Source organism: Acinetobacter sedimenti, from assembly GCF_022601685.1.
In the GTDB taxonomy this organism is placed as follows: domain Bacteria; phylum Pseudomonadota; class Gammaproteobacteria; order Pseudomonadales; family Moraxellaceae; genus Acinetobacter; species Acinetobacter sedimenti.
Map to the genome: position 1 here is coordinate 1 of NZ_JAKUML010000013.1, position 18,326 is coordinate 18,326.

Genomic DNA, 18,326 nt, shown 5'->3' on the forward strand with positions numbered 1-18,326 from the left:
ATGCTTACAATACTTGTTTAACCCAGTCATAGCGTAACTTTAGCACCTTTTGATTTGTGGTAAAGTTATCTAGACCCAAAGTAATTAAGAGAAAAGAAAAGGGTAAACAGGGAAGTTTGCTATGAAAAAATAAAAGCAGAAATTTTTTCTTATAAAAATATAAATAAATGGTGGGCCCAGACAGACTTGAACTGTCGACCAACGGATTATGAGTCCGCTGCTCTAACCAACTGAGCTATAGGCCCTGAAACACTGTTTTAAATTGCGTATTTTACACATATTAAAGCCTTGAATCGGCGCTCATCTTAAACAAGTTAAAAGTAAAAGACAAGCACCGTAGCAAGTATTCGCTTAAAGTTAAATCAAGCAAATATTGATGATATTGGCTTAGAACATTGCATCTTCAGAGTTGGCAGAAATCTTATGAATCGACAAGTCTGCACCACGAAATTCATCTTCTTCAGAAAGTCGTAAGCCCATGATCAGCTTTAGACCACCATAGACAATAAATCCGCCAACTAAAGCAAACAAAACTGCAAGCGTAGAGCCGATGAGCTGTGACATCATACTTACGCCACCTAGCCCACCAAAGTACTCTTGCCCCAATACACCGACAGCAAGTCCACCAAATAAACCGCAAACACCATGCAGAGGCCATACACCAAGCACATCATCTACTTTGAGTTTGTTTTGTGTATATGTGAACAGTTTAACGAATACCGCACCTGCAATAATACCAATGATTAAAGCCCCAACAGGGTGCACCACATCAGAGCCTGCGCAGATCGCAACTAAGCCTGCTAAAGGGCCATTGTGCAAGAAACCAGGGTCATTTCGTCCAACAAAGTTTGCACTTAGCGTACCACCGACCATCGCCATCAATGAGTTGATCGCAACCAAGCCTGAGATTGCTTCGACACGTTGCGCACTCATCACGTTGAAGCCAAACCAACCAACGATCAAAATCCAAGAACCTAAGGCAAGAAAAGGAATAGACGATGGCGGATGAGCAGCAATCCGCCCGTCTTTTTTATAACGTCCAGAACGTGCACCAAGCAGGATCACTGCAATAAATGCAATCCAACCACCCATTGCATGAACAACGATTGAACCCGCAAAATCATGGAAGCTTGCACCAAAGTTTTGCGTTAACCAATCTTGTAGACCAAAGTTACCGTTCCATACAATCCCTTCAAAGAATGGATAAACGAGCGCAACGAGTAGCAAAGTCGCGATCGCTTGAGAACGCATTTTTGCACGTTCAGCGATACCGCCTGAAACAATCGCAGGGATCGCAGCAGCGAAGGTTAGTAAGAAAAAACAGCGCATCAAATTGAAACCATGATCTTCGGTAAGCGCTGTCGCTGTATGGAAAAAGTGCAACCCATAAGCGATATAGTAGCCAACAAAAAGATAAGCAATCGACGAAATAGCGAAGTCTGTTAGGATTTTACTGAGCGCATTGACCTGATTTTTATGGCGAACCGTTCCTAGTTCTAAAAAGGCAAATCCAGCATGCATGGCTAAGACCAATACAGCGCCCATGAGTAAGAAGAAAAGATCTACATTTTGCATATTTTGCTCAACTATGGTGCAAAAAATAAACTCTATAACGGAATAAGTTTTAATCTGCACCAAATTGGTTAAAAAGTATCATGTGAATAGAGCCCAATCTATAAACATGCATTATGTGAGCTAAAATAAAGCAAAAAACGCACCAACTTTTTATAATAATAGGAATATTTTTGAAATTGCACCAAAATAGTTGTTGTCTTGAGGTGGGGAGGGAAATTTATGAGAAAAACTGGCTATAAAAATGTGAAAAATATTTTTGAAGAAATTACAGACAAAAAAAAGAGAGCCAATGGCTCTCTTTTTCACTTGATCAGTAAACTGATTAGTTAGCAGCTTCTTCAGTAGCAACAGCTTCAGCAGCAGCGTCAGTAGCAACAGCAGCAGCATCAGTAGCAGCGTCAGCAGCATCAACAGCAGCGTCAGAAGCAACAGCAGCAGCGTCAGTAGCTTGATCTACAGCAGCGTCAGCGCCTTCAGTAGTAGCAGCAGCAGCGTCAGCAGCAGCTTCAGCTTCAGTTGCAGCAACAGTAGCGTCAGCAGCAGCAGCGTTAGCGTCAGCAGCAGCTTCGTCAGCTTTCTTAGCACAACCAACGAAAGTTAAAGAAGCAGCGATAGCAGTTGCAATAGCGATATTTTTGAATAACATGGCATCTCTCTCTATAAAGTTGAGATTAAAGTTAAGAACAATTTGTTAACTATCCCTCGCATTGGACGTTTTGCTAACAAGTCATTCAGCTTGGTTGTTATGCTATCACCACGCAAATTTATTTTCTACTGGGAAAATTGTAGTGATTGATGAAAAAAACAAATTGAGAATGCGAAATTAAGTAGATTTGGCAATTATGACAAAATTAAAGCATTTTAATTTTAATTTATATTGTTGATATTTAATAAATAAATTTAAACTATCAAAAAATTGAATTTGCTCAAAAAAATGGCGTAAACGAGTGTAAAAAAGTGTAATGTTTGTCAACCAAAACTAAATTGTATAAAAAAACGCCAAATTTTGTGAAATTTGACGTTTTAATTAAGCTGAATTGAGCGAAATTATTGCTTACGTTTCATTTGATCGAAGAAATCATCATTAGTTTTTGCTTCTTTCATGCGATCTAGTAAGAATTCCATTGCAGCAAGCTCATCCATTGGGTGAAGTAGTTTACGTAAAATCCACACCTTACGTAGTTTATCTTCATCCATCAGACGCTCTTCACGACGAGTACCTGATTTCTTGATGTTCATTGCAGGGAAGACACGTTTTTCAGCGATACGACGGTCAAGCGTGACTTCTTGGTTACCTGTACCTTTGAATTCTTCGTAGATGACATCGTCCATCTTACTGCCAGTTTCGATCAATGCAGTCGAGATAATGGTGAGTGAGCCACCTTCTTCAATATTACGTGCTGCACCGAAGAAGCGTTTTGGACGTTCGAGTGCATGTGCATCCACACCACCAGTTAAGACTTTACCTGAAGATGGAATCACTGTGTTGTAGGCACGAGCTAGACGAGTGATCGAGTCGAGTAAGATCACGACATCTTTTTTGTGTTCAACAAGACGTTTGGCTTTTTCAATCACCATCTCTGCAACTTGTACGTGACGTGCAGGCGCTTCATCAAATGTTGACGCGATAACTTCACCACGAACAGTACGTTCCATTTCGGTGACTTCCTCAGGACGTTCGTCAATGAGAAGTACGATCAGGAAAACTTCAGGGTTGTTGCGAACAATCGACTGTGCGATATTTTGTAGCAACATGGTTTTACCTGCTTTTGGCGGTGCAACGATGATAGAGCGTTGTCCTTTACCAATTGGTGCGATCAAGTCAACCACACGTGCAGTCAAATCTTCAGTCGAACCATTACCCAATTCCATGACCAATTGCTCAGTCGGGAATAGTGGTGTGAGGTTCTCAAATAGGATTTTATTGCGTGAATTTTCAGGTGTATCAAAGTTGATTTGATTCACTTTTAATAGTGCAAAGTAGCGTTCGCTTTCTTTGGGTGGGCGAATCGTGCCCGTAATGGTGTCGCCTGTACGTAAGTTAAAGCGACGAATCTGTGATGGGCTGATATAGATGTCATCAGGGCCTGCAAGATAAGAACCTGCTGCAGAGCGCAAAAAGCCGAAACCATCAGATAAAATTTCTAAAACACCATCACCAAAAATTTCTTCGCCGTTCATGGCGTGACGTTTTAATATCGCAAAAATGATGTCTTGTTTGCGATTACGAGCCATACCTTCAAGGCCCATAAATTCAGCAATTTTGATCAATTCGCCGATTGGTTTTTTCTTTAGTTCAGTTAAGTTCATACGAGGATATTCAGTGCTTTAGGCTGCGATAAAAAAATAAGATAGAAAAAGCGGGGATGATAAGTTCGCACGTCGCTTTGCAAAGATGCTGTATTGCGAATAGCAAAATACCTGCACAGATGCATTCAAAATAATTATTGAGGCTAAAAGCGAGATTTGATAAGCCGAGTGGCGATCTTATTGTTCATCAAATCACCTGACAAATGTCATGAATTGGAGGTGACTTAATTGATATAGGACTATAAGAGAGTCTAATTGCTTTGTCAATTGAAAATCTTACAGAATCTATGCTTTTACAGCATGCTTTTTGATAACTCCTCTAAAATAGTTCTGCCTACTGTGTAGGAAAAATTTTAGATCATCATCATTTGTACGTTTTAAGCTTTTAAGAAAAATGGTAAGAAAATCGCAATTTTCTTACCATCTGTATTTTGCTGACGTATATCTAACTTAGTTACTAAATCTTATGACCGCTAAATCTTAGTTGATAATTCAAAGAGCGTGCTCTCGAATGAATACTTTAGATTTAGATGTTGCTAGATTTAGATGTTGCTATTGATAAATTCAACCAATTTTGATTTTGGTGCTGCACCAACTTGTTGTGCAATCACTTCACCATTTTTGAAAATCAAAAGAGCTGGGATATTACGGATGTTGTATTTCACTGCAGTATCTTCTGCAGTAGTTACATCGACCTTAGCAATTTTGAGTTTGCCATCATATTCGCCAGCCAAATCTTCAAGTACTGGTGCAATGGCTTTACATGGCGCACACCAAGCAGCCCAAAAGTCTACGAGTACAGGGGTGTCGCTATCTAAAACGTCTGATTTAAATTGCTCATCAGATGTATTAATAATTTTGTCTGACATGGATGGCTCCAGTTATTCATTTGATTCGATATCAAGTGCACCTACTTTTTTGATCGGATGTTATTGATCAAGATGGGCAGTGATGCAACTTGGCTTAAGGGAATTATGATGGCATTCGATTTTTTTTCAAGTTTTTCAGCCGAATCAGTCATAGATAGTTTTAATGCTGATCATCGTAATTGGCGATATTTCTATCTAATCTTGCGTTTTATGCAGTTTGATACGTCAAATTTCAGGCGGTATTGGCGATATTTTTCGACAATTATTCTTTTAAAAAGATGCGTTGTCGATTAGGCTATGGAGGTGAGATTTCGGGATCTTTTTTGAGAATGTCAGATTTTTTGATTGATGATGAATTGCTTGCTGCAATTGATATGGGGTCAAATAGTTTTCACTTGGCAATAGCACGTGTTGATCACGGCGAAGTGAAAAAAGTTGCATCAATGTCAGAGAAAGTGCAACTTGCAGCAGGGTTGGATGAGAATAATTATTTGAGTGAGGCTGCGCAACAGCGTGGTTTGGCTTGTCTTTCACGGTTTGTAGGGCGTTTAAGCGCAGTCCCTCGCAATCGCATGCGTATTGTTGCGACCAACGCACTTCGTCAAGCTGAGAATGGCGACGAATTTATGCAAAAAGCAGCGGAAATCTTACCCAAACCAATCGAGATCATTGCCGGGCGTGAAGAAGCACGGCTGATATATCTTGGCGTGTCACATACCATGGCAAATGGCGGGCGTCGTTTGGTGATTGATATTGGTGGTGGTTCGACTGAGTTTATTATTGGTGAAAAGTTTGAGCCTTTGAATACTGAATCATTGCAAATGGGCTGTGTGGCTTATACTAAAGCGTATTTCCCTGATGGTGATATTAGTCAAAAAGCATTTGATAAAGCAGTCGTTGCTGCACGTAAAGAGCTCAGTGCAATCGCCAATACCTACATGAAAACAGGTTGGGACACTGTCGTCGGCTCTAGCGGTACGATCAAAGCGTGTCGTCAGATCATGGTCAATATGAATCTGAGCGATGAGCAAGATAATGTCACTCGTGAAGGTTTGCATAAGCTCAAAGAAAAATTATTAAAAGTTGATCATGTCTCAAAAATTGATTTTGATGGCTTACGAGATGATCGACGTCAGGTTTTGCCAGCTGGATTGGCGATTTTGTATGCTGTGTTTGATGTCTTAAAAATTGAAAAATTGGCATTTTCTGACGGCGCACTGCGTGAAGGTGTGATGTACGATTTGCTTGGACGCTTCCGTCATGAGGATATTCGTGATCGCAGTGTACAGGCGATGATGGGTCGCTATGGCGCAGATCAAAAGCAAGCAGAACGTGTGGTAGAAACAGCGCAACAACTCTTCGATCAATCGGCAGAAGTTTTAGATTTATCTGTGGAAGATGGTGATCTACTACGTCGTGCGGCCTATTTACATGAGATTGGCTTGGCGATTAGTCATGGTGGCTATCATCGTCATGGCGCATATCTACTACAGCATTCGGATATTCCCGGCTTTTCACAAATCGACCAAAATCATTTGTCCCACCTCGTTTCGCATCATCGTCGTAAGCTTCGGCAAGATGCCTTGCATGATGTGAAAAAGGTCGGTTCTGAGCGTTTGGCATATCTATGTTTATTGCTTCGCTTGGCAGTTTTGCTCAATCATAGTCGTAGTGATGCGGATTTGCCTGCCTTTCATTTAAAGGTAAAAAATGAGCAGACTTGGCAATTGACGATTTCTGGTGATGTGAAACAATGGCCTTTATTGATCGCAGAGTTGCAAGATGAGCAAGCCCAGTTTAAACATTGGCATGTTGAGTTGCTCATTGATTCCGATCAAGATATTCAAGAAGTTTAAAATGGTGAACTAGCCTGAGTACGGTTTTAAATTATTCAAATGATGATTCAATTTGATATTTCTAAAATCGACTTAGAGATATAACCGAAGGAAAGAGTGCATCGCATGAACAGTAAGGCAAAAATATCTCCAACATGGCAAACTGTGCAGATCGCACGTCATGCAGAACGCCCACAGTTTTTGGACTATGCCAGTGAGATCTTCACCGATTTTGATACTTTACATGGTGATCGTGTCTTCGGTGATGATGGTGCTTTGGTGGGTGGAATTGCACGTTTCTACGGTCAGCCTGTGATCGTGGTTGGTCAGCATCGCGGACGTAGTACTCGTGAGCGTCTACAACACAACTTCGGTATGTGTAATCCTGAAGGTTATCGCAAGTCACAACGCCTTTTTGAAATGGCTGAACGCTTTAACTTACCTGTCCTTACCTTTATTGACACAATGGGTGCTTATCCCGGTGTTGGTGCAGAGGAGCGTGGGCAAGCCGAAGCGATTGCAAAAAATTTAGCACAACTCTCTGCATTAAAAGTCCCTGTGATTGCCACGGTACTTGGTGAAGGTGGCTCAGGTGGTGCGCTTGCGATTGGTGTTGCCGATCATGTGATGATGCTTTCACACAGTATTTATTCGGTGATTTCACCTGAAGGCTGTGCCTCAATTCTGTGGAAAACTGCTGAGAAAGCAGAGCAAGCCAGCCAAGCGTTGGCATTGACCGCAGATCGGTTGCATCAGCTTGGAATCGTTGAAACGGTGATTGACGAGGGTGAGGGTGCGCATCTTAATCCAATCAAAGTGATGCACGCACTACAAGAACAACTCAAAATCCAACTCGACCGATTAATGCAAATGGATGCAGATGAACGATGCGAAGCACGCTACCAACGTTTGATGAAGTTTGGCAGCAACAATTTCGCCAACGTTTAATCGCTCAAACGCAAACACTCGATCAAACCTCACAAGACACTTCAATTGTTCTCGCATGTAGCGGTGGTATGGATTCTATGCTACTGCTTTATTTATTTGCTGATTTGACTTCAGAACAATTGAATCATTGTCGATTCAAAGTCATCTCTATTGACCATCAGCTTCAAGCCGATAGTGTAAAATGGTCAAACTTGGTTTTACAGCATTGTGCAAAACTGGCTGTACCTTGCAAAGTGATTCAAGTGGATGTGTCTCAGGGGAATCTTGAAGCGGAAGCACGCAAAGCACGTTATCACGCTTTTGAAAATGAACTACAAGAAAATGATGTACTAATCCTCGGACATCATCAACAAGATCAAGCCGAAACTTTGCTAATGCGCCTATTTCAAGGTGCAGGGGTGCGAGGTTTGTCTGTGATGCAGGAATGGCAAGCTCGAACCATTAAAAACTCAAATTTATCTGATTTTAAAAAATATTTTATTTGGCGACCGCTTTTATCATTGTCAAAAAAACAGATTCAGCAATGGGCTTCGCAGTTGGGTTTTGAATATGTCAATGATCCAATGAATCTTGATGATGAGTTTGATCGAGTGTGGTATCGGCAACAATTATTACCATTGATTGAGCAGCGTATTCCTCATGCGCAGGATAGTTTGTCGAGAACTGCAATCTTGATGCAAGATGCCAATCAAATTTTGCAGGAAGTTTTAGCTCAAGATATTCAATACTGTGTCGATGATGCGGGGCGTTTAAATATTTGCAATTTAAAAACATTATCTAAGCCACGTCAGCGACAACTTTTATCGGCTTGGATGCAAGCTGATGAAAATTATCGTCCACCATTGGCGATGGTGGAGCGATTAAATGATGAGGTGATTGATGCACGGCAAGATGCCAGTAGCATGTTGCATTGGTCGCAAGCTTATTTTCTGCGTTATGAAAATGCGTTGTATCGTTATACAACAGCAGCGTGGCAAAGCTTACAGCAGTCAATTGATCCATCTGAAATTCAAATCTCTTTGAACAATGTCATTACATTGGTAGGGCATAATTTCCAAATAGATCGTGTTCAGGGTGAGCGCATTGGACTTAATTTTGATTTATTGAATCAGACTTTAATGTTGAAACCACGGAAAGGTGGTGAAAAAATTCGGCTTTATGGACGAAAAGATCACCGATTATTAAAGAAAATGTTACAAGAAGCCAAAATCGCACCGTGGTTTCGTCATCAAATTCAAATATTGATGTACCATAATACGCCGTTGGGTGTGTTTACACCGTTGGGATTTTGGTTGGCAGACAGTGGGTTTGTCGAACCAAATGGTTGGTTGCCAATGCTTGAGGGTGAATTTTCACCTGATGAGTAGTGCGCAAAAGAGCAACTGACAATTTGAATATTAATTTAAAAGTTAAAGCATCGAGGTCAATGTAACAATGGATCAGAATATTACGTTTATTGGTGGTGGCAATATGGCACAGGCGTTGATCAGTGGGATGATCGCACGAGGTCTGCCTGCAACACGCATTACGGTGTCTGATCCTGTGCCTGAGATTCAAGAGGTTTTGCGTCAGCAAGATATCAATGTCACGGACAATAATGCCGAAGCGATTGCCAATGCAGATGTCGTTGTTGTTGCTGTGAAGCCTCAGATGCTTGCAGAAGTTTTAAGCCCTTTGGCAGATTTGATGACCAATCAATTGGTGATTTCTATCGCTGCTGGTGCAACGATTGGCATATTTAAATCTCTACTTGGTGGTTATGATCGAATTATCCGTGTGATGCCAAATACGCCTGCATTGGTACAGAGTGGGGCACATGGTTTGTATGCACCTGATCATATCGGGCAAGCGGATCGTGATGTTGCATCGCAGATCATGGCTGCGACAGGTTTGACGATTTGGGTGGATAACGAGAAAAAGATTGATGCAGTGACAGCGGTATCAGGTTCGGGTCCTGCATATTTCTTCTATATGATGGAAGCGATGATTCAAGGTGGTAAAAATCTTGGGTTAGATGAAAAAACAGCGACAGCATTGACCTTGCAAACGGCACTGGGTGCGGCGCAAATGGCGATCACCAGTGAAAATACGCCTGCACAACTACGTCGTAATGTCACCTCGCCAAATGGTACGACGCAAGCTGCGATAGAAACATTTGATCACCATCAAGTGAGTCAACATATCCAAGCTGCACTGGCGGCAGCAGAAAAACGTAGTGCAACTTTGGCCGAAGAGCTTGCAGAAAAGCTCAATACCAAATAAATTAGGTCGATTTTTTAATATTTTGAGAGAAATACTTTGGCGCTATTGCTTAACGTCTTGCTCAATGTAGTGATTTTATTGGTGTTCTTACGTTTCTTGATGCAACTTGCAGGGATTAACTTCTTTAATCCTGTGGTGCAATCGACGATCAAGGCGACTAAGTTTGTTGATGTGTTGAATCGCTCACTTCCAAAGCCTGCGAAAGGTCGAATTAACTTAGCAGCGCTTATTTTGCTGATCATTTTGTACTTGGTGAAAGTATCTGTGCTGAGCAATATGGGCTTGGGGATTACGATCTTTGAGGTGCATTACAAAAATCTTGCATCAGGTGCAGATAGTTTGTTACTTGGCACATTGATGGCAGTGACAGATGGTGTAGTGACGTTTTGTCGTTATTTGATTTTTGCTGCAATCATTATGAGTTGGGTGACACTTTTTACCCAAAAGAGTGGGCCATTTACCGAAGCGATTCAAGAGCTTGCGGAGCCATTGTTTGCTCCATTTCGTAAGATCATGCCGAATATGGGAATGATTGATTTGTCACCTTTATTGGCGATTTTGGCATTGATTATTATTGATGTTGTGATGACCAGTGTGTCTTTTGCTGTGATTGGTGGTTTTCATTAAACTTCTATTTTTATAGATATTTACTCAGCAATAAAAAAACCGACGCTTAATAAAGCGTCGGTTTTTTTATGTTTTGAATGTAGTTACTTAGAAAAGATTCACAGGAATGTCTAAGAATAAACGCCATTCATTGGTGTCACCAATGTAAGTTGCATCATATTCGTCATCTGCACGGTAGTATGAGTGACGAACACGTAAACTTGCATCTTTGGCAAAACCACTTTGTACAGTGTATTTCACTTGGCTAAAGAATTCGTATTCTTCAGAGTTATCACTGACGAGTTGAGTGCGGTCTGCACCGTCTGCGACATCAATATCCCAACCATATACAGCTGCATTTGTCCAGTTCAGACCTTTTAAGCCGAAGTTGGCGAAGTTGTAGTTGTATTGCAAATGCACCGACTTTTCATCATTACCGATAAAGTCTGACAAATACGAGTTTGGTACATAGATGCTTTGACCGCCATCTGCGACACCTTTACCTAAGTTGTAGTCGTAACCGACATTACCTATATTCTGTTGGTAAGCCAACATGATGTTGTGTGGACCAGTGTTATAGGTCGTAGAAACACCCCAAATCGAGTTTTGATATTCATCATCAGGGTTGCCTGAATATGAATATAAGTTGCCATTGGCTTCTTGATCCCAATCAGTATGATAACCACTGAAGTCGAATGTCCACGTACCTTTCGCAACTGGGTAGGTATAATTAGCATTGGCATAATGACGTTCTAAACGATCTTTGTTATCCACACCGTAATACGCCAATTTGGTTTGATCATTCAGTTGATATTTCACACCCCAAACCGTTGCACGATCGAGTTCGTTTTCATCGGTAGAGATTTGATCTGAAAATTGGTTTTTGGTGAACTTACCAGCGATCAATTCGACATTGTCAATTTCACGGCTATTGATCAATGTCCCTGTGAAATACTCAGGGACTAGACGTGCTGTGTTACTTGCAAGAACAGGCAAATCTAAAACTTGTGTACCATAACGTACAGTAGTATTTGAAAAACGTGCTTTGACATTCCCACCACCACGTGTCCAGTGATCGTATGGTTCGCCTTGATTGTTACGTGGCACCATGTTGTTGTTAGAGTTGTTATTTTCACCAAGTCCAACAGAAAAATCGCCTACAGCGCCAACACCGAACCCAACGATGCCTTTGGTGTAGCCTGAGTCCAAATTCACAATTGCAGTTTGTGCATATGAACTTTGATCTTTTGGCCCACTTTTCTTATCACGATGGATAAAGCCAGTACGGAATAAGATAGAGCCGTCTGCATCTTCAACAAAGCCTTTTGACTCAGATTGTTCGCTTGCAACAGCAGTACCGATGATTGCCGACTGGATAAGTAGCAAGAGGGCGATTTTTTTTGTTCGCATTGGTAGTAGCCTTCAAAAAATAACAAAGAGGCGGATTGTACAATAAATTTATAAAAATAAATTACTTTATTTATTCCAAACGGTTATTAATTTGGCGAAATTTAGACTAAAGTCTGATGGTTTTTGATTTTACCTCTTCAAAACTGGATGACTTAACTCAACATCATAAAAATCATTTGACAGTTATTGAACGATCGTTTAAAAAGGTAGTTATCAGTTTATAATATTGGAAAAGTATAATGAGTGCAGAACAAAATCATCAAGGCAAAGTGAGCCGTGAAATTATCCACGATCATATTTTATTGCTCGGACTTGATCGTGCAGAGAAATATAATGCCTTTGATAATCATCTGATTCATGCCTTAGCTAATGAATTAACCGTCTATGAAGCCGATGATAATTTACGCTGTGTGGTGATCTTTGCACATGGTAAGCACTTTACTGCTGGGCTAGACCTGATGGAGCTGCAGCCAAAAATTAAAGATGGTGTGTTCAATTTTGACGCAGAAACCATCAATCCGTGGGGAATCAAAGGCAAACAACGGACCAAGCCAATGGTCGTTGCGGTACATGGCTATTGCTATACCGCAGGCATTGAGTTGATGTTGAATGCCGATGTGGTCATTGCCAGTGAGCAGACCGAATTCGCTCAGATGGAAGTACAGCGTGGCATCATGCCGTTTGGCGGAGCGACGGTGCGCTTTGTACAGGCTGCAGGTTGGCAAAAAGCCATGCCGTATTTACTGACTGGTAAAAAGTTCGATAGTCAAACCGCACTTGATCTGAATCTAATTTCTGAAATTGCCAAAGATGGAACGCAACTTGAACGTGCGATCGAGATGGCGCAAGAGATCAGTGTAGCTGCACCGCTTGGAGTCAAAGCCTTAATTGCAGCGGCTACCGAAGCGCAATTGCATGGACAGCAATACGCCTTTGATCGGATGAATAGTTATCTACCTGCATTGTTTGCTTCGCAAGATGCGATGGAGGGTGTGATGGCAATGATGCAAAAACGTCCACCCAAGTTTCAGGGCAAATAGTTGCTTTCAATTTATTCATTTTCAATTTGAATGATTTGAAATTTTGGTCAAAACCATTTTCTTTATTTAGAGAAATACGATGAATGCGCAAACACAATTCTCCCTACAAGCGGTTGATCAGCAGTCGTTGACCTTTCAAGCCTTAGACAATTATGCGTTATCGGGTGTTCGCTATCGTCCAAAATCACAGATTATTGCCAACATGATTATTGCCAATGCGACAGGTGTGCCACAGGCGTTTTATCGTCGCTTTGCGCTGTATATGGCGGAACGAGGTTTTCAAGTGTTTACCTTTGATTATCGTGGTATTGCGCAGTCTGCACCGAAAAATTTAAAAGGCTTTGAGATGGATTATCTCGACTGGGGACAGTTGGACTTGTCAGGTGTGATTGATCAGGTTGCCAAAGACGCTGCAAAAGATAGCATCAAGACTTTTCTCATCGGTCATTCTTATGGCGGGCAGGCGCTTGGCTTGGTGAATAATTCGCAGAAACTCACGGCGTGTATGACCTTTGGCAGTGGCGTGGGTTGGAAAGGTTATATGCCGAAAGTTGAAGCCTTTAAAGTGTCGATTATTTGGAATGTGGTATTTCCTGCGATGGCGCTACGCTATGGCTATGTGCCGTGGAGCAAGCTGAAGATGGGCGCAGATTTGCCTTTAGGCGTGTATCAGCAGTGGAAGCAGTGGTGCAAATATCCAAACTACTTCTTTGACGATCCTGATATGCAATATCTGCATGCGCAATATGCCAAAGTGAACACGCCGATCATCGCTGTGACATCGATCGATGATGAATGGGCGATGCCAATCTCACGAGATGCTTTGCATGTGCATTATAAAAATGCACAGCTGACCAATGATGATATTACACCGCAACAATTTGGCTTAAAGCAGATTGGACATATGGGCTATTTTCGTCAAGGTGCTGAGCAGATTTGGGATCATGTGATGGGTCAGTTTCAGCAGTATTTTTAATTTCAAAACTATTTAAGAAAATGTCCTTCGGATAGGAAAATCATGCGTCCAAATAAACTGAGTCGTAGTGAAATTATCAGCCACTGTGCCAAGCAGTTTAAGCAACATGGCTATGCAGGCACCAGTATGCAGATGTTGGCAGCGTCTTGTGGGCTGACGAAAGGTGCATTTTATTATTACTACAATAATAAAGAGCAGTTGTTGATGGATATTTTGCAAGAGATTCATCAGCAGTTGATTGGCTATTTAAATCCGATTGCGAATGATGAAAGCCTGAGTGTTGCAGATCGCTTCGCCACCATGCACAGCAAAGCAGTGCAATATTTTTCCATTGGTGAAGTGGGTTGTTTGATGGCGATTATTTCGATTGAGTCTTTACACACGTTACCTGAAGCTAAGCCCTTGATTCGTGTTTTTTTCCAAGATTGGGAAAATGCCATGTATCCGCTGTTCGCTGAAAAGTATGATGAGGCGGAAGCACGACGTCTTGCGAAGCAGAGTGTGGCGGACTATGAAGGGGCGATCTTGATGTATCGCTTTACCGAAGATGCTTTTTATATAGAGCAGGTGGAAAAGCGGATTAAATTGCTTGTGTCATGAATTTTCTTTTTTGGGAACTTCATGAACTTCCCACAAGTTACGGTCAATATTACTTAGATGGGTATTAAATCTATCTTTGTGAATAGCTATACAAAGCAATTGTGTTGCTCTAGAAAATCCGACATAAGCCATTTTAGCTGACCGTATAATCTTGTCATGGCTAGTATTTTGTATTTCAAGGGTTTCGGGAATGGTTTGAGTTCCTAAAAATTGATTTCTCAGTCGCTCAGACTCGTAGTTTCCATAACCTCTACTGAAAAATGACTCAACATAAAGGGTTGCACAGTGTGTTTGCCCTTTTACAGCATGAACATTTGTTACTTCGATTTGTAGGTTATCTATTTCAACAATATTTGAAGATTTTGTATTTTCTTGAGCAGGTGTTTCAATTTTTGTTGTATTGCCATTAATAAAATTCATACAGGTTGGAGATAAAGAGTGTGTTTTGTCGAAGTAAGTTACGAATGTTGGGATATATCCCTGAAGATCAGATAAAGCATCGGTGGTTTTACCTTGTACAGTTTTTAGAGCACATTGATAAATTTTTAAATTGAGCTGATCGTAATCAGTTGGTGAATCTTGTTTAAGATACTTTAATAATTTATAACTTGAATATACAGCCTCGCCATCTATTTGAATATTTTCAAATCGAAGGATTTTGAGTAGCGCATTTAAAATATTGTTGCGGATTGGCGCAAGTAAGTTTGCTTTTTTATCATAAAAATGAAAATAGCTCTTTAAGCAATCATAGTCTGTTTTCGGTTTAGATTCGTTCTTTTTAAATAGGGGATAGTAGTCTACTAAGCGAATTTTGCCATCATTATGTCCATCATCCCATTCCGTACTCCAAGCAATGATTTTAACTTGACCTGATTTATCAGGATCAATGTTGAGTTCGCCTTCATCACGATATTTTGTCACTAAAGTAGTGAAATATGGGATAACATCTTGATGTTCGTTATCACCATACAGGATCAAATGAGGCTTCAGGTCGCAAGGATATAATCCTTTTATATTTGTGCAATGATCAGGATATAACGCAAAATTTTTCACAAGGTCAGCTATTTCAGGGCTTAGGCGAAGACTATTCATCAAAGAAAGCGTATGTTCCCGATACTTCCAAACGTCATCTATTTTTTCATTGCTAGCACTATAAATTGACTGATTAATATCACCAATACGTTGCAGAACAGAGCGACCTTGCCCATCGACATAAAATAATTTTTCAATCAAATCATGCTGATGAGTAGCCATGTCTTGCATTTCATCAACAAATACAAATTTGAACCTTTGATTCATGATTTCGATTACAGCAGGGTACTTATTTATGTATTTTTTCGCTAAAGCATAACAGTCATTAAAACAAAGAATTCCCTCCACTAATAATTTATGTTTTAAGTTGTATAGCTCAGAATATGTTGCAGTGTGACTACCAATTCGGTTAATGGTTTTTTCTTCACCATTCCAAAAGTGTTGAAATTTGCTTTCTGCATTCAAAAAAGATTCACTCAAAAATTCAAAATAATTGATGTTTCTATTTTGCAAGGCAGTTTTTGTTTTATAAGATAGATTAAATGAGATATAGCTAAAATACTTTTCGTTTTCAACAAGTAAAGGTTTTTTCTTGATTGTTAAAGCACAATATGGGCTAGCTAAAAACTCATTCACAAAACTTTGAATGGTGCCGATAAAGTTTGGATAACGAAATAGCTTTGGGCAATGCTGTTGTATCTTGTCTTTGATTTCATTAATCGCAGCATTAGTATGTGAAAGTACCAATATTCCTGAACCATCAGGGAGTGGAAGTTTTTTCTCTAAAATCAATAGTTTTGCTAATAGTGCTGTGGTTTTTCCACTGCCAGGAACAGCTTGTAAATCAATTGTAGACAGGTTGCGTATGAATGCCCGACGTTCATCATCAAAGGTTTTATCAACCGGTAATAAAAGTCGTTCGGCGTAATGGATGTCAGCTTCTGATATTTTAATGGTTGGCAACATATTTAATCGCCTCGATTAAGTAATAGATTGCGTCATCTTTATCAGCGTTAGCAAGTTTTAAAGTTTGTTTGCTAATATCCTGATTCATTTCATCATCGAGTGCATGAGCAAGTTGATATGCGATTTCAGTTTTGCCGAGTCCTTTCTTAATGAGTTGTGTGGCAAGATTTAATTCAAAATCAGTGCGAGAAAATATTGTTGGATGTATTACCGTTGTCTCTGCTTGAAATAATTTAGATAGTTTAGTTGACTTAAATAAACACCATTCGAGTGTCCATTGTGGTGCAGGAAAATATTGAACATTTTCAATTGCTCTGCTTTTGATTTCAGTAAGCTTTTCAGCAGTTTCTTTTTCAACAGTTGTGACGTCTCTTTTTTGATAATTAATCTGAACTTCCTCTTCTTCTTTTTCGCCATCTTTACTTTTTACTTTAGTTTTCACTTTTTCATATGTTCGTATATCTGAGTCAGTGATCACGGCAATTGGAATAGTCATATGAGGTGGGGATTTTCTGAGGAAAATATTAACGTAGTGTGGAAAACCAACATTGCCAATGTTTACAACAGAAATGCCTTTTGCGGTTAAATCTATTCCGATCGCTTTTGCAAAGCTAGGGATTAAAATTTCTTCTGCCCAACCTTCCACAAAGATTACGCCTTTTGCAAAAAATAGATTCGACTTAGTAGTATCAAGGAATTTTTCAAGGAAAACGTATTGTTTTTGGTCTAACTGTGTATAGTCTTGACCTAGAGGAAAGGCAGTGTTGTTGTGACAAAGTATAAGATGTTCTAGTTTGACTTTCGATGCTAGATTCGGGCTGTGCGTACTCAATATAAGCTGAATTTTATCTTGCTTCATTAGTGCTTCAATAACTTGCATTTGGGCTTGAGGATGTAAATGCGCTTCTAATTCCTCAACCAAGCCTAATCGTAAACCAAACCAATTTTCTTTATTCAAATGAAGAAGTTCCGTCGCCATGAATAAGCGGTTTAAAGTGCCTAAGCCAACATTGCGTTGAGATTCAAGGAATAAGGAAAATTTTTCTAAAATACCCTTTAACTCTGTTGCAGACACATTAAATTCTGTGGACATTCCTTCGCCGTAGAATGCTTGAATGTAGCCATCAATTTTGTCTTTAATGATTTTCCCAGCTTCATATTTATCTTTGATAGGGTTGCCATCTTTGGCTGTATATTGAATTTCTTCCCCTTTAAAATATTTTGTTAGGTTCTCATTCAATGCTTCAAACATTTTAACGAGTTCATGGTCTTTATTTTTATCTTTGAATGCGGGGTCAGCAAGTAGAATTTGAGAAAGTCGAGAGTTCTTTTTTGCGATGAGTTCATTTTCAGCATCACGAAGAGGTTTGAGATAGGTGGTTTTGAGATAATCTCTTGCTTCAGCAGATAGTTGAGAGCCATCTGAATCTGTACCTGCCTTAATATCAGATGGTAAAACCTTTTTATCGGTACGTGTTACATCATAGTTTAGCTTTAAATAGGGCGTAACTTTTTCTCCATTTTCTGTCCATCCTAGCCATTCTATAAAATTTTTTGCTTCCTCATCTGTGAGATCATGAAACTCTAGTTCGATCCTAAATCTTGTTGAGTCCTTATAAAAATCTCTATCTTCAACTTTTAAGTATTCATAGCTATGTGTTTTTAAAACGAGCTTTATCGCATCAATAATTGCTGTTTTTCCCGAATCATTTTCACCAATTAATACATTTAATCCTTGAACAAAGTTCAAATTCAAATTTGGCTGAACAAGATCAATTGCTGTATCAGAACCATATTTTCTAAAATTCCATAATTTGATATTTTTTAGATACATAAGAAATGCTTTATCAAGGTTATTATCTATAAAAATATGAATTTAAACGTCATAAAAGTAAAC

General features: G+C 39.9%; 15 protein-coding genes and 1 tRNA gene. 8 read left to right on the forward strand and 8 right to left on the reverse strand.

Annotated elements, in window-relative coordinates; translation table 11 throughout:
- Positions 1-168: 168 nt before the first annotated feature.
- The 5 genes from MKI79_RS08760 to trxA all read right to left on the reverse strand — a co-directional run bounded on the left by MKI79_RS08760 (position 169) and on the right by trxA (position 4,754).
- Positions 169-245 (reverse strand) — tRNA-Ile (locus tag MKI79_RS08760).
- A 142-nt stretch (positions 246-387) separates the two neighbouring features.
- Positions 388-1,575 carry an ammonium transporter gene (locus MKI79_RS08765; protein ID WP_241572230.1) on the reverse strand — a complete coding sequence of 396 codons (1,188 nt, stop codon included), beginning with the start codon at positions 1,573-1,575 and terminating at the stop codon, positions 388-390.
- 322 nt (positions 1,576-1,897) lie between these two features.
- Entirely contained in the window at positions 1,898-2,221 is a 324-nt protein-coding gene (locus tag MKI79_RS08770) for a hypothetical protein (RefSeq protein WP_241572232.1), read from the reverse strand.
- Between the two features lie 401 nt (positions 2,222-2,622).
- The gene (gene rho, locus MKI79_RS08775; protein ID WP_241572233.1) at positions 2,623-3,885 is read right to left on the reverse strand and encodes a transcription termination factor Rho; all 1,263 of its coding nucleotides are present in this window, start codon (positions 3,883-3,885) and stop codon (positions 2,623-2,625) included.
- Positions 3,886-4,427: 542 nt separating this feature from the next.
- A complete protein-coding gene (gene trxA / locus MKI79_RS08780; protein ID WP_241572235.1) occupies positions 4,428-4,754 on the reverse strand; it encodes a thioredoxin in 327 nt (108 codons plus the stop codon).
- Between the two features lie 329 nt (positions 4,755-5,083).
- Here trxA and ppx point away from each other — a divergent pair, with 329 nt between their 5' ends.
- The 5 genes from ppx (at position 5,084) to MKI79_RS08805 (ending at position 10,426) form a co-directional block, all read left to right on the forward strand.
- Positions 5,084-6,610 carry an exopolyphosphatase gene (ppx, locus tag MKI79_RS08785; protein WP_241572237.1) on the forward strand — a complete coding sequence of 509 codons (1,527 nt, stop codon included), beginning with the start codon at positions 5,084-5,086 and terminating at the stop codon, positions 6,608-6,610.
- Between the two features lie 105 nt (positions 6,611-6,715).
- Positions 6,716-7,537, forward strand: coding sequence for an acetyl-CoA carboxylase carboxyltransferase subunit alpha (locus MKI79_RS08790; RefSeq protein ID WP_241572239.1), 822 nt, complete (start codon positions 6,716-6,718; stop codon positions 7,535-7,537).
- Entirely contained in the window at positions 7,477-8,904 is a 1,428-nt protein-coding gene (gene tilS / locus MKI79_RS08795) for a tRNA lysidine(34) synthetase TilS (protein WP_241572242.1), read from the forward strand. Before MKI79_RS08790 ends, tilS begins: the two co-directional genes overlap by 61 nt.
- A 67-nt stretch (positions 8,905-8,971) precedes the next feature.
- Complete coding sequence (gene proC, locus MKI79_RS08800) at positions 8,972-9,799, forward strand: pyrroline-5-carboxylate reductase (protein WP_241572244.1); 828 nt, start codon at positions 8,972-8,974, stop codon at positions 9,797-9,799.
- A gap of 36 nt (positions 9,800-9,835) precedes the next feature.
- Complete coding sequence (locus MKI79_RS08805) at positions 9,836-10,426, forward strand: YggT family protein (protein ID WP_241572248.1); 591 nt, start codon at positions 9,836-9,838, stop codon at positions 10,424-10,426.
- 87 nt (positions 10,427-10,513) lie between these two features.
- On the opposite strand, the gene MKI79_RS08810 is transcribed toward MKI79_RS08805, so the two are convergent.
- Positions 10,514-11,815, reverse strand: a complete 1,302-nt coding sequence (locus tag MKI79_RS08810; protein ID WP_241572252.1) for an OprD family outer membrane porin — start codon at positions 11,813-11,815, stop codon at positions 10,514-10,516.
- A gap of 239 nt (positions 11,816-12,054) precedes the next feature.
- Between MKI79_RS08810 and MKI79_RS08815 the strand changes: the two genes are divergently transcribed.
- From MKI79_RS08815 to MKI79_RS08825, 3 genes are all read left to right on the forward strand, one after another.
- The gene (locus tag MKI79_RS08815) at positions 12,055-12,855 is read left to right on the forward strand and encodes a crotonase/enoyl-CoA hydratase family protein (RefSeq protein ID WP_241572254.1); all 801 of its coding nucleotides are present in this window, start codon (positions 12,055-12,057) and stop codon (positions 12,853-12,855) included.
- Between the two features lie 79 nt (positions 12,856-12,934).
- Positions 12,935-13,831, forward strand: a complete 897-nt coding sequence (locus tag MKI79_RS08820) for an alpha/beta hydrolase family protein (RefSeq protein WP_241572257.1) — start codon at positions 12,935-12,937, stop codon at positions 13,829-13,831.
- A gap of 42 nt (positions 13,832-13,873) precedes the next feature.
- Positions 13,874-14,431 (forward strand): TetR/AcrR family transcriptional regulator, encoded by a 558-nt coding sequence (locus MKI79_RS08825; protein WP_241572259.1) that lies wholly within the window; start codon positions 13,874-13,876, stop codon positions 14,429-14,431.
- On the opposite strand, the gene MKI79_RS08830 is transcribed toward MKI79_RS08825, so the two are convergent.
- Entirely contained in the window at positions 14,426-16,429 is a 2,004-nt protein-coding gene (locus MKI79_RS08830; RefSeq protein ID WP_241572262.1) for a UvrD-helicase domain-containing protein, read from the reverse strand. The two genes, MKI79_RS08825 and MKI79_RS08830, sit on opposite strands and share 6 nt — an antisense overlap.
- Complete coding sequence (locus tag MKI79_RS08835; RefSeq protein WP_241572264.1) at positions 16,413-18,263, reverse strand: ATP-dependent nuclease; 1,851 nt, start codon at positions 18,261-18,263, stop codon at positions 16,413-16,415. The genes MKI79_RS08830 and MKI79_RS08835 overlap by 17 nt, the downstream gene beginning before the upstream one ends.
- Positions 18,264-18,326: the final 63 nt, after the last annotated feature.

Bases quoted from the DNA above. Each gene is read 5' to 3' on its own strand.
- ppx (WP_241572237.1), top strand. From the start codon at position 5,084: ATGTCAGATTTTTTGATTGATGATGAATTGCTTGCTGCAATTGATATG.
- proC (WP_241572244.1), top strand. From the start codon at position 8,972: ATGGATCAGAATATTACGTTTATTGGTGGTGGCAATATGGCACAGGCG.
- MKI79_RS08770 (WP_241572232.1), bottom strand. From the start codon at position 2,221: ATGTTATTCAAAAATATCGCTATTGCAACTGCTATCGCTGCTTCTTTA.
- trxA (WP_241572235.1), bottom strand. From the start codon at position 4,754: ATGTCAGACAAAATTATTAATACATCTGATGAGCAATTTAAATCAGAC.
- MKI79_RS08835 (WP_241572264.1), bottom strand. From the start codon at position 18,263: ATGTATCTAAAAAATATCAAATTATGGAATTTTAGAAAATATGGTTCT.
- tilS (WP_241572242.1), top strand. From the start codon at position 7,477: ATGCGAAGCACGCTACCAACGTTTGATGAAGTTTGGCAGCAACAATTT.
- MKI79_RS08825 (WP_241572259.1), top strand. From the start codon at position 13,874: ATGCGTCCAAATAAACTGAGTCGTAGTGAAATTATCAGCCACTGTGCC.
- MKI79_RS08810 (WP_241572252.1), bottom strand. From the start codon at position 11,815: ATGCGAACAAAAAAAATCGCCCTCTTGCTACTTATCCAGTCGGCAATC.
- MKI79_RS08815 (WP_241572254.1), top strand. From the start codon at position 12,055: ATGAGTGCAGAACAAAATCATCAAGGCAAAGTGAGCCGTGAAATTATC.
- MKI79_RS08790 (WP_241572239.1), top strand. From the start codon at position 6,716: ATGAACAGTAAGGCAAAAATATCTCCAACATGGCAAACTGTGCAGATC.
- MKI79_RS08830 (WP_241572262.1), bottom strand. From the start codon at position 16,429: ATGTTGCCAACCATTAAAATATCAGAAGCTGACATCCATTACGCCGAA.
- rho (WP_241572233.1), bottom strand. From the start codon at position 3,885: ATGAACTTAACTGAACTAAAGAAAAAACCAATCGGCGAATTGATCAAA.
- MKI79_RS08820 (WP_241572257.1), top strand. From the start codon at position 12,935: ATGAATGCGCAAACACAATTCTCCCTACAAGCGGTTGATCAGCAGTCG.
- MKI79_RS08765 (WP_241572230.1), bottom strand. From the start codon at position 1,575: ATGCAAAATGTAGATCTTTTCTTCTTACTCATGGGCGCTGTATTGGTC.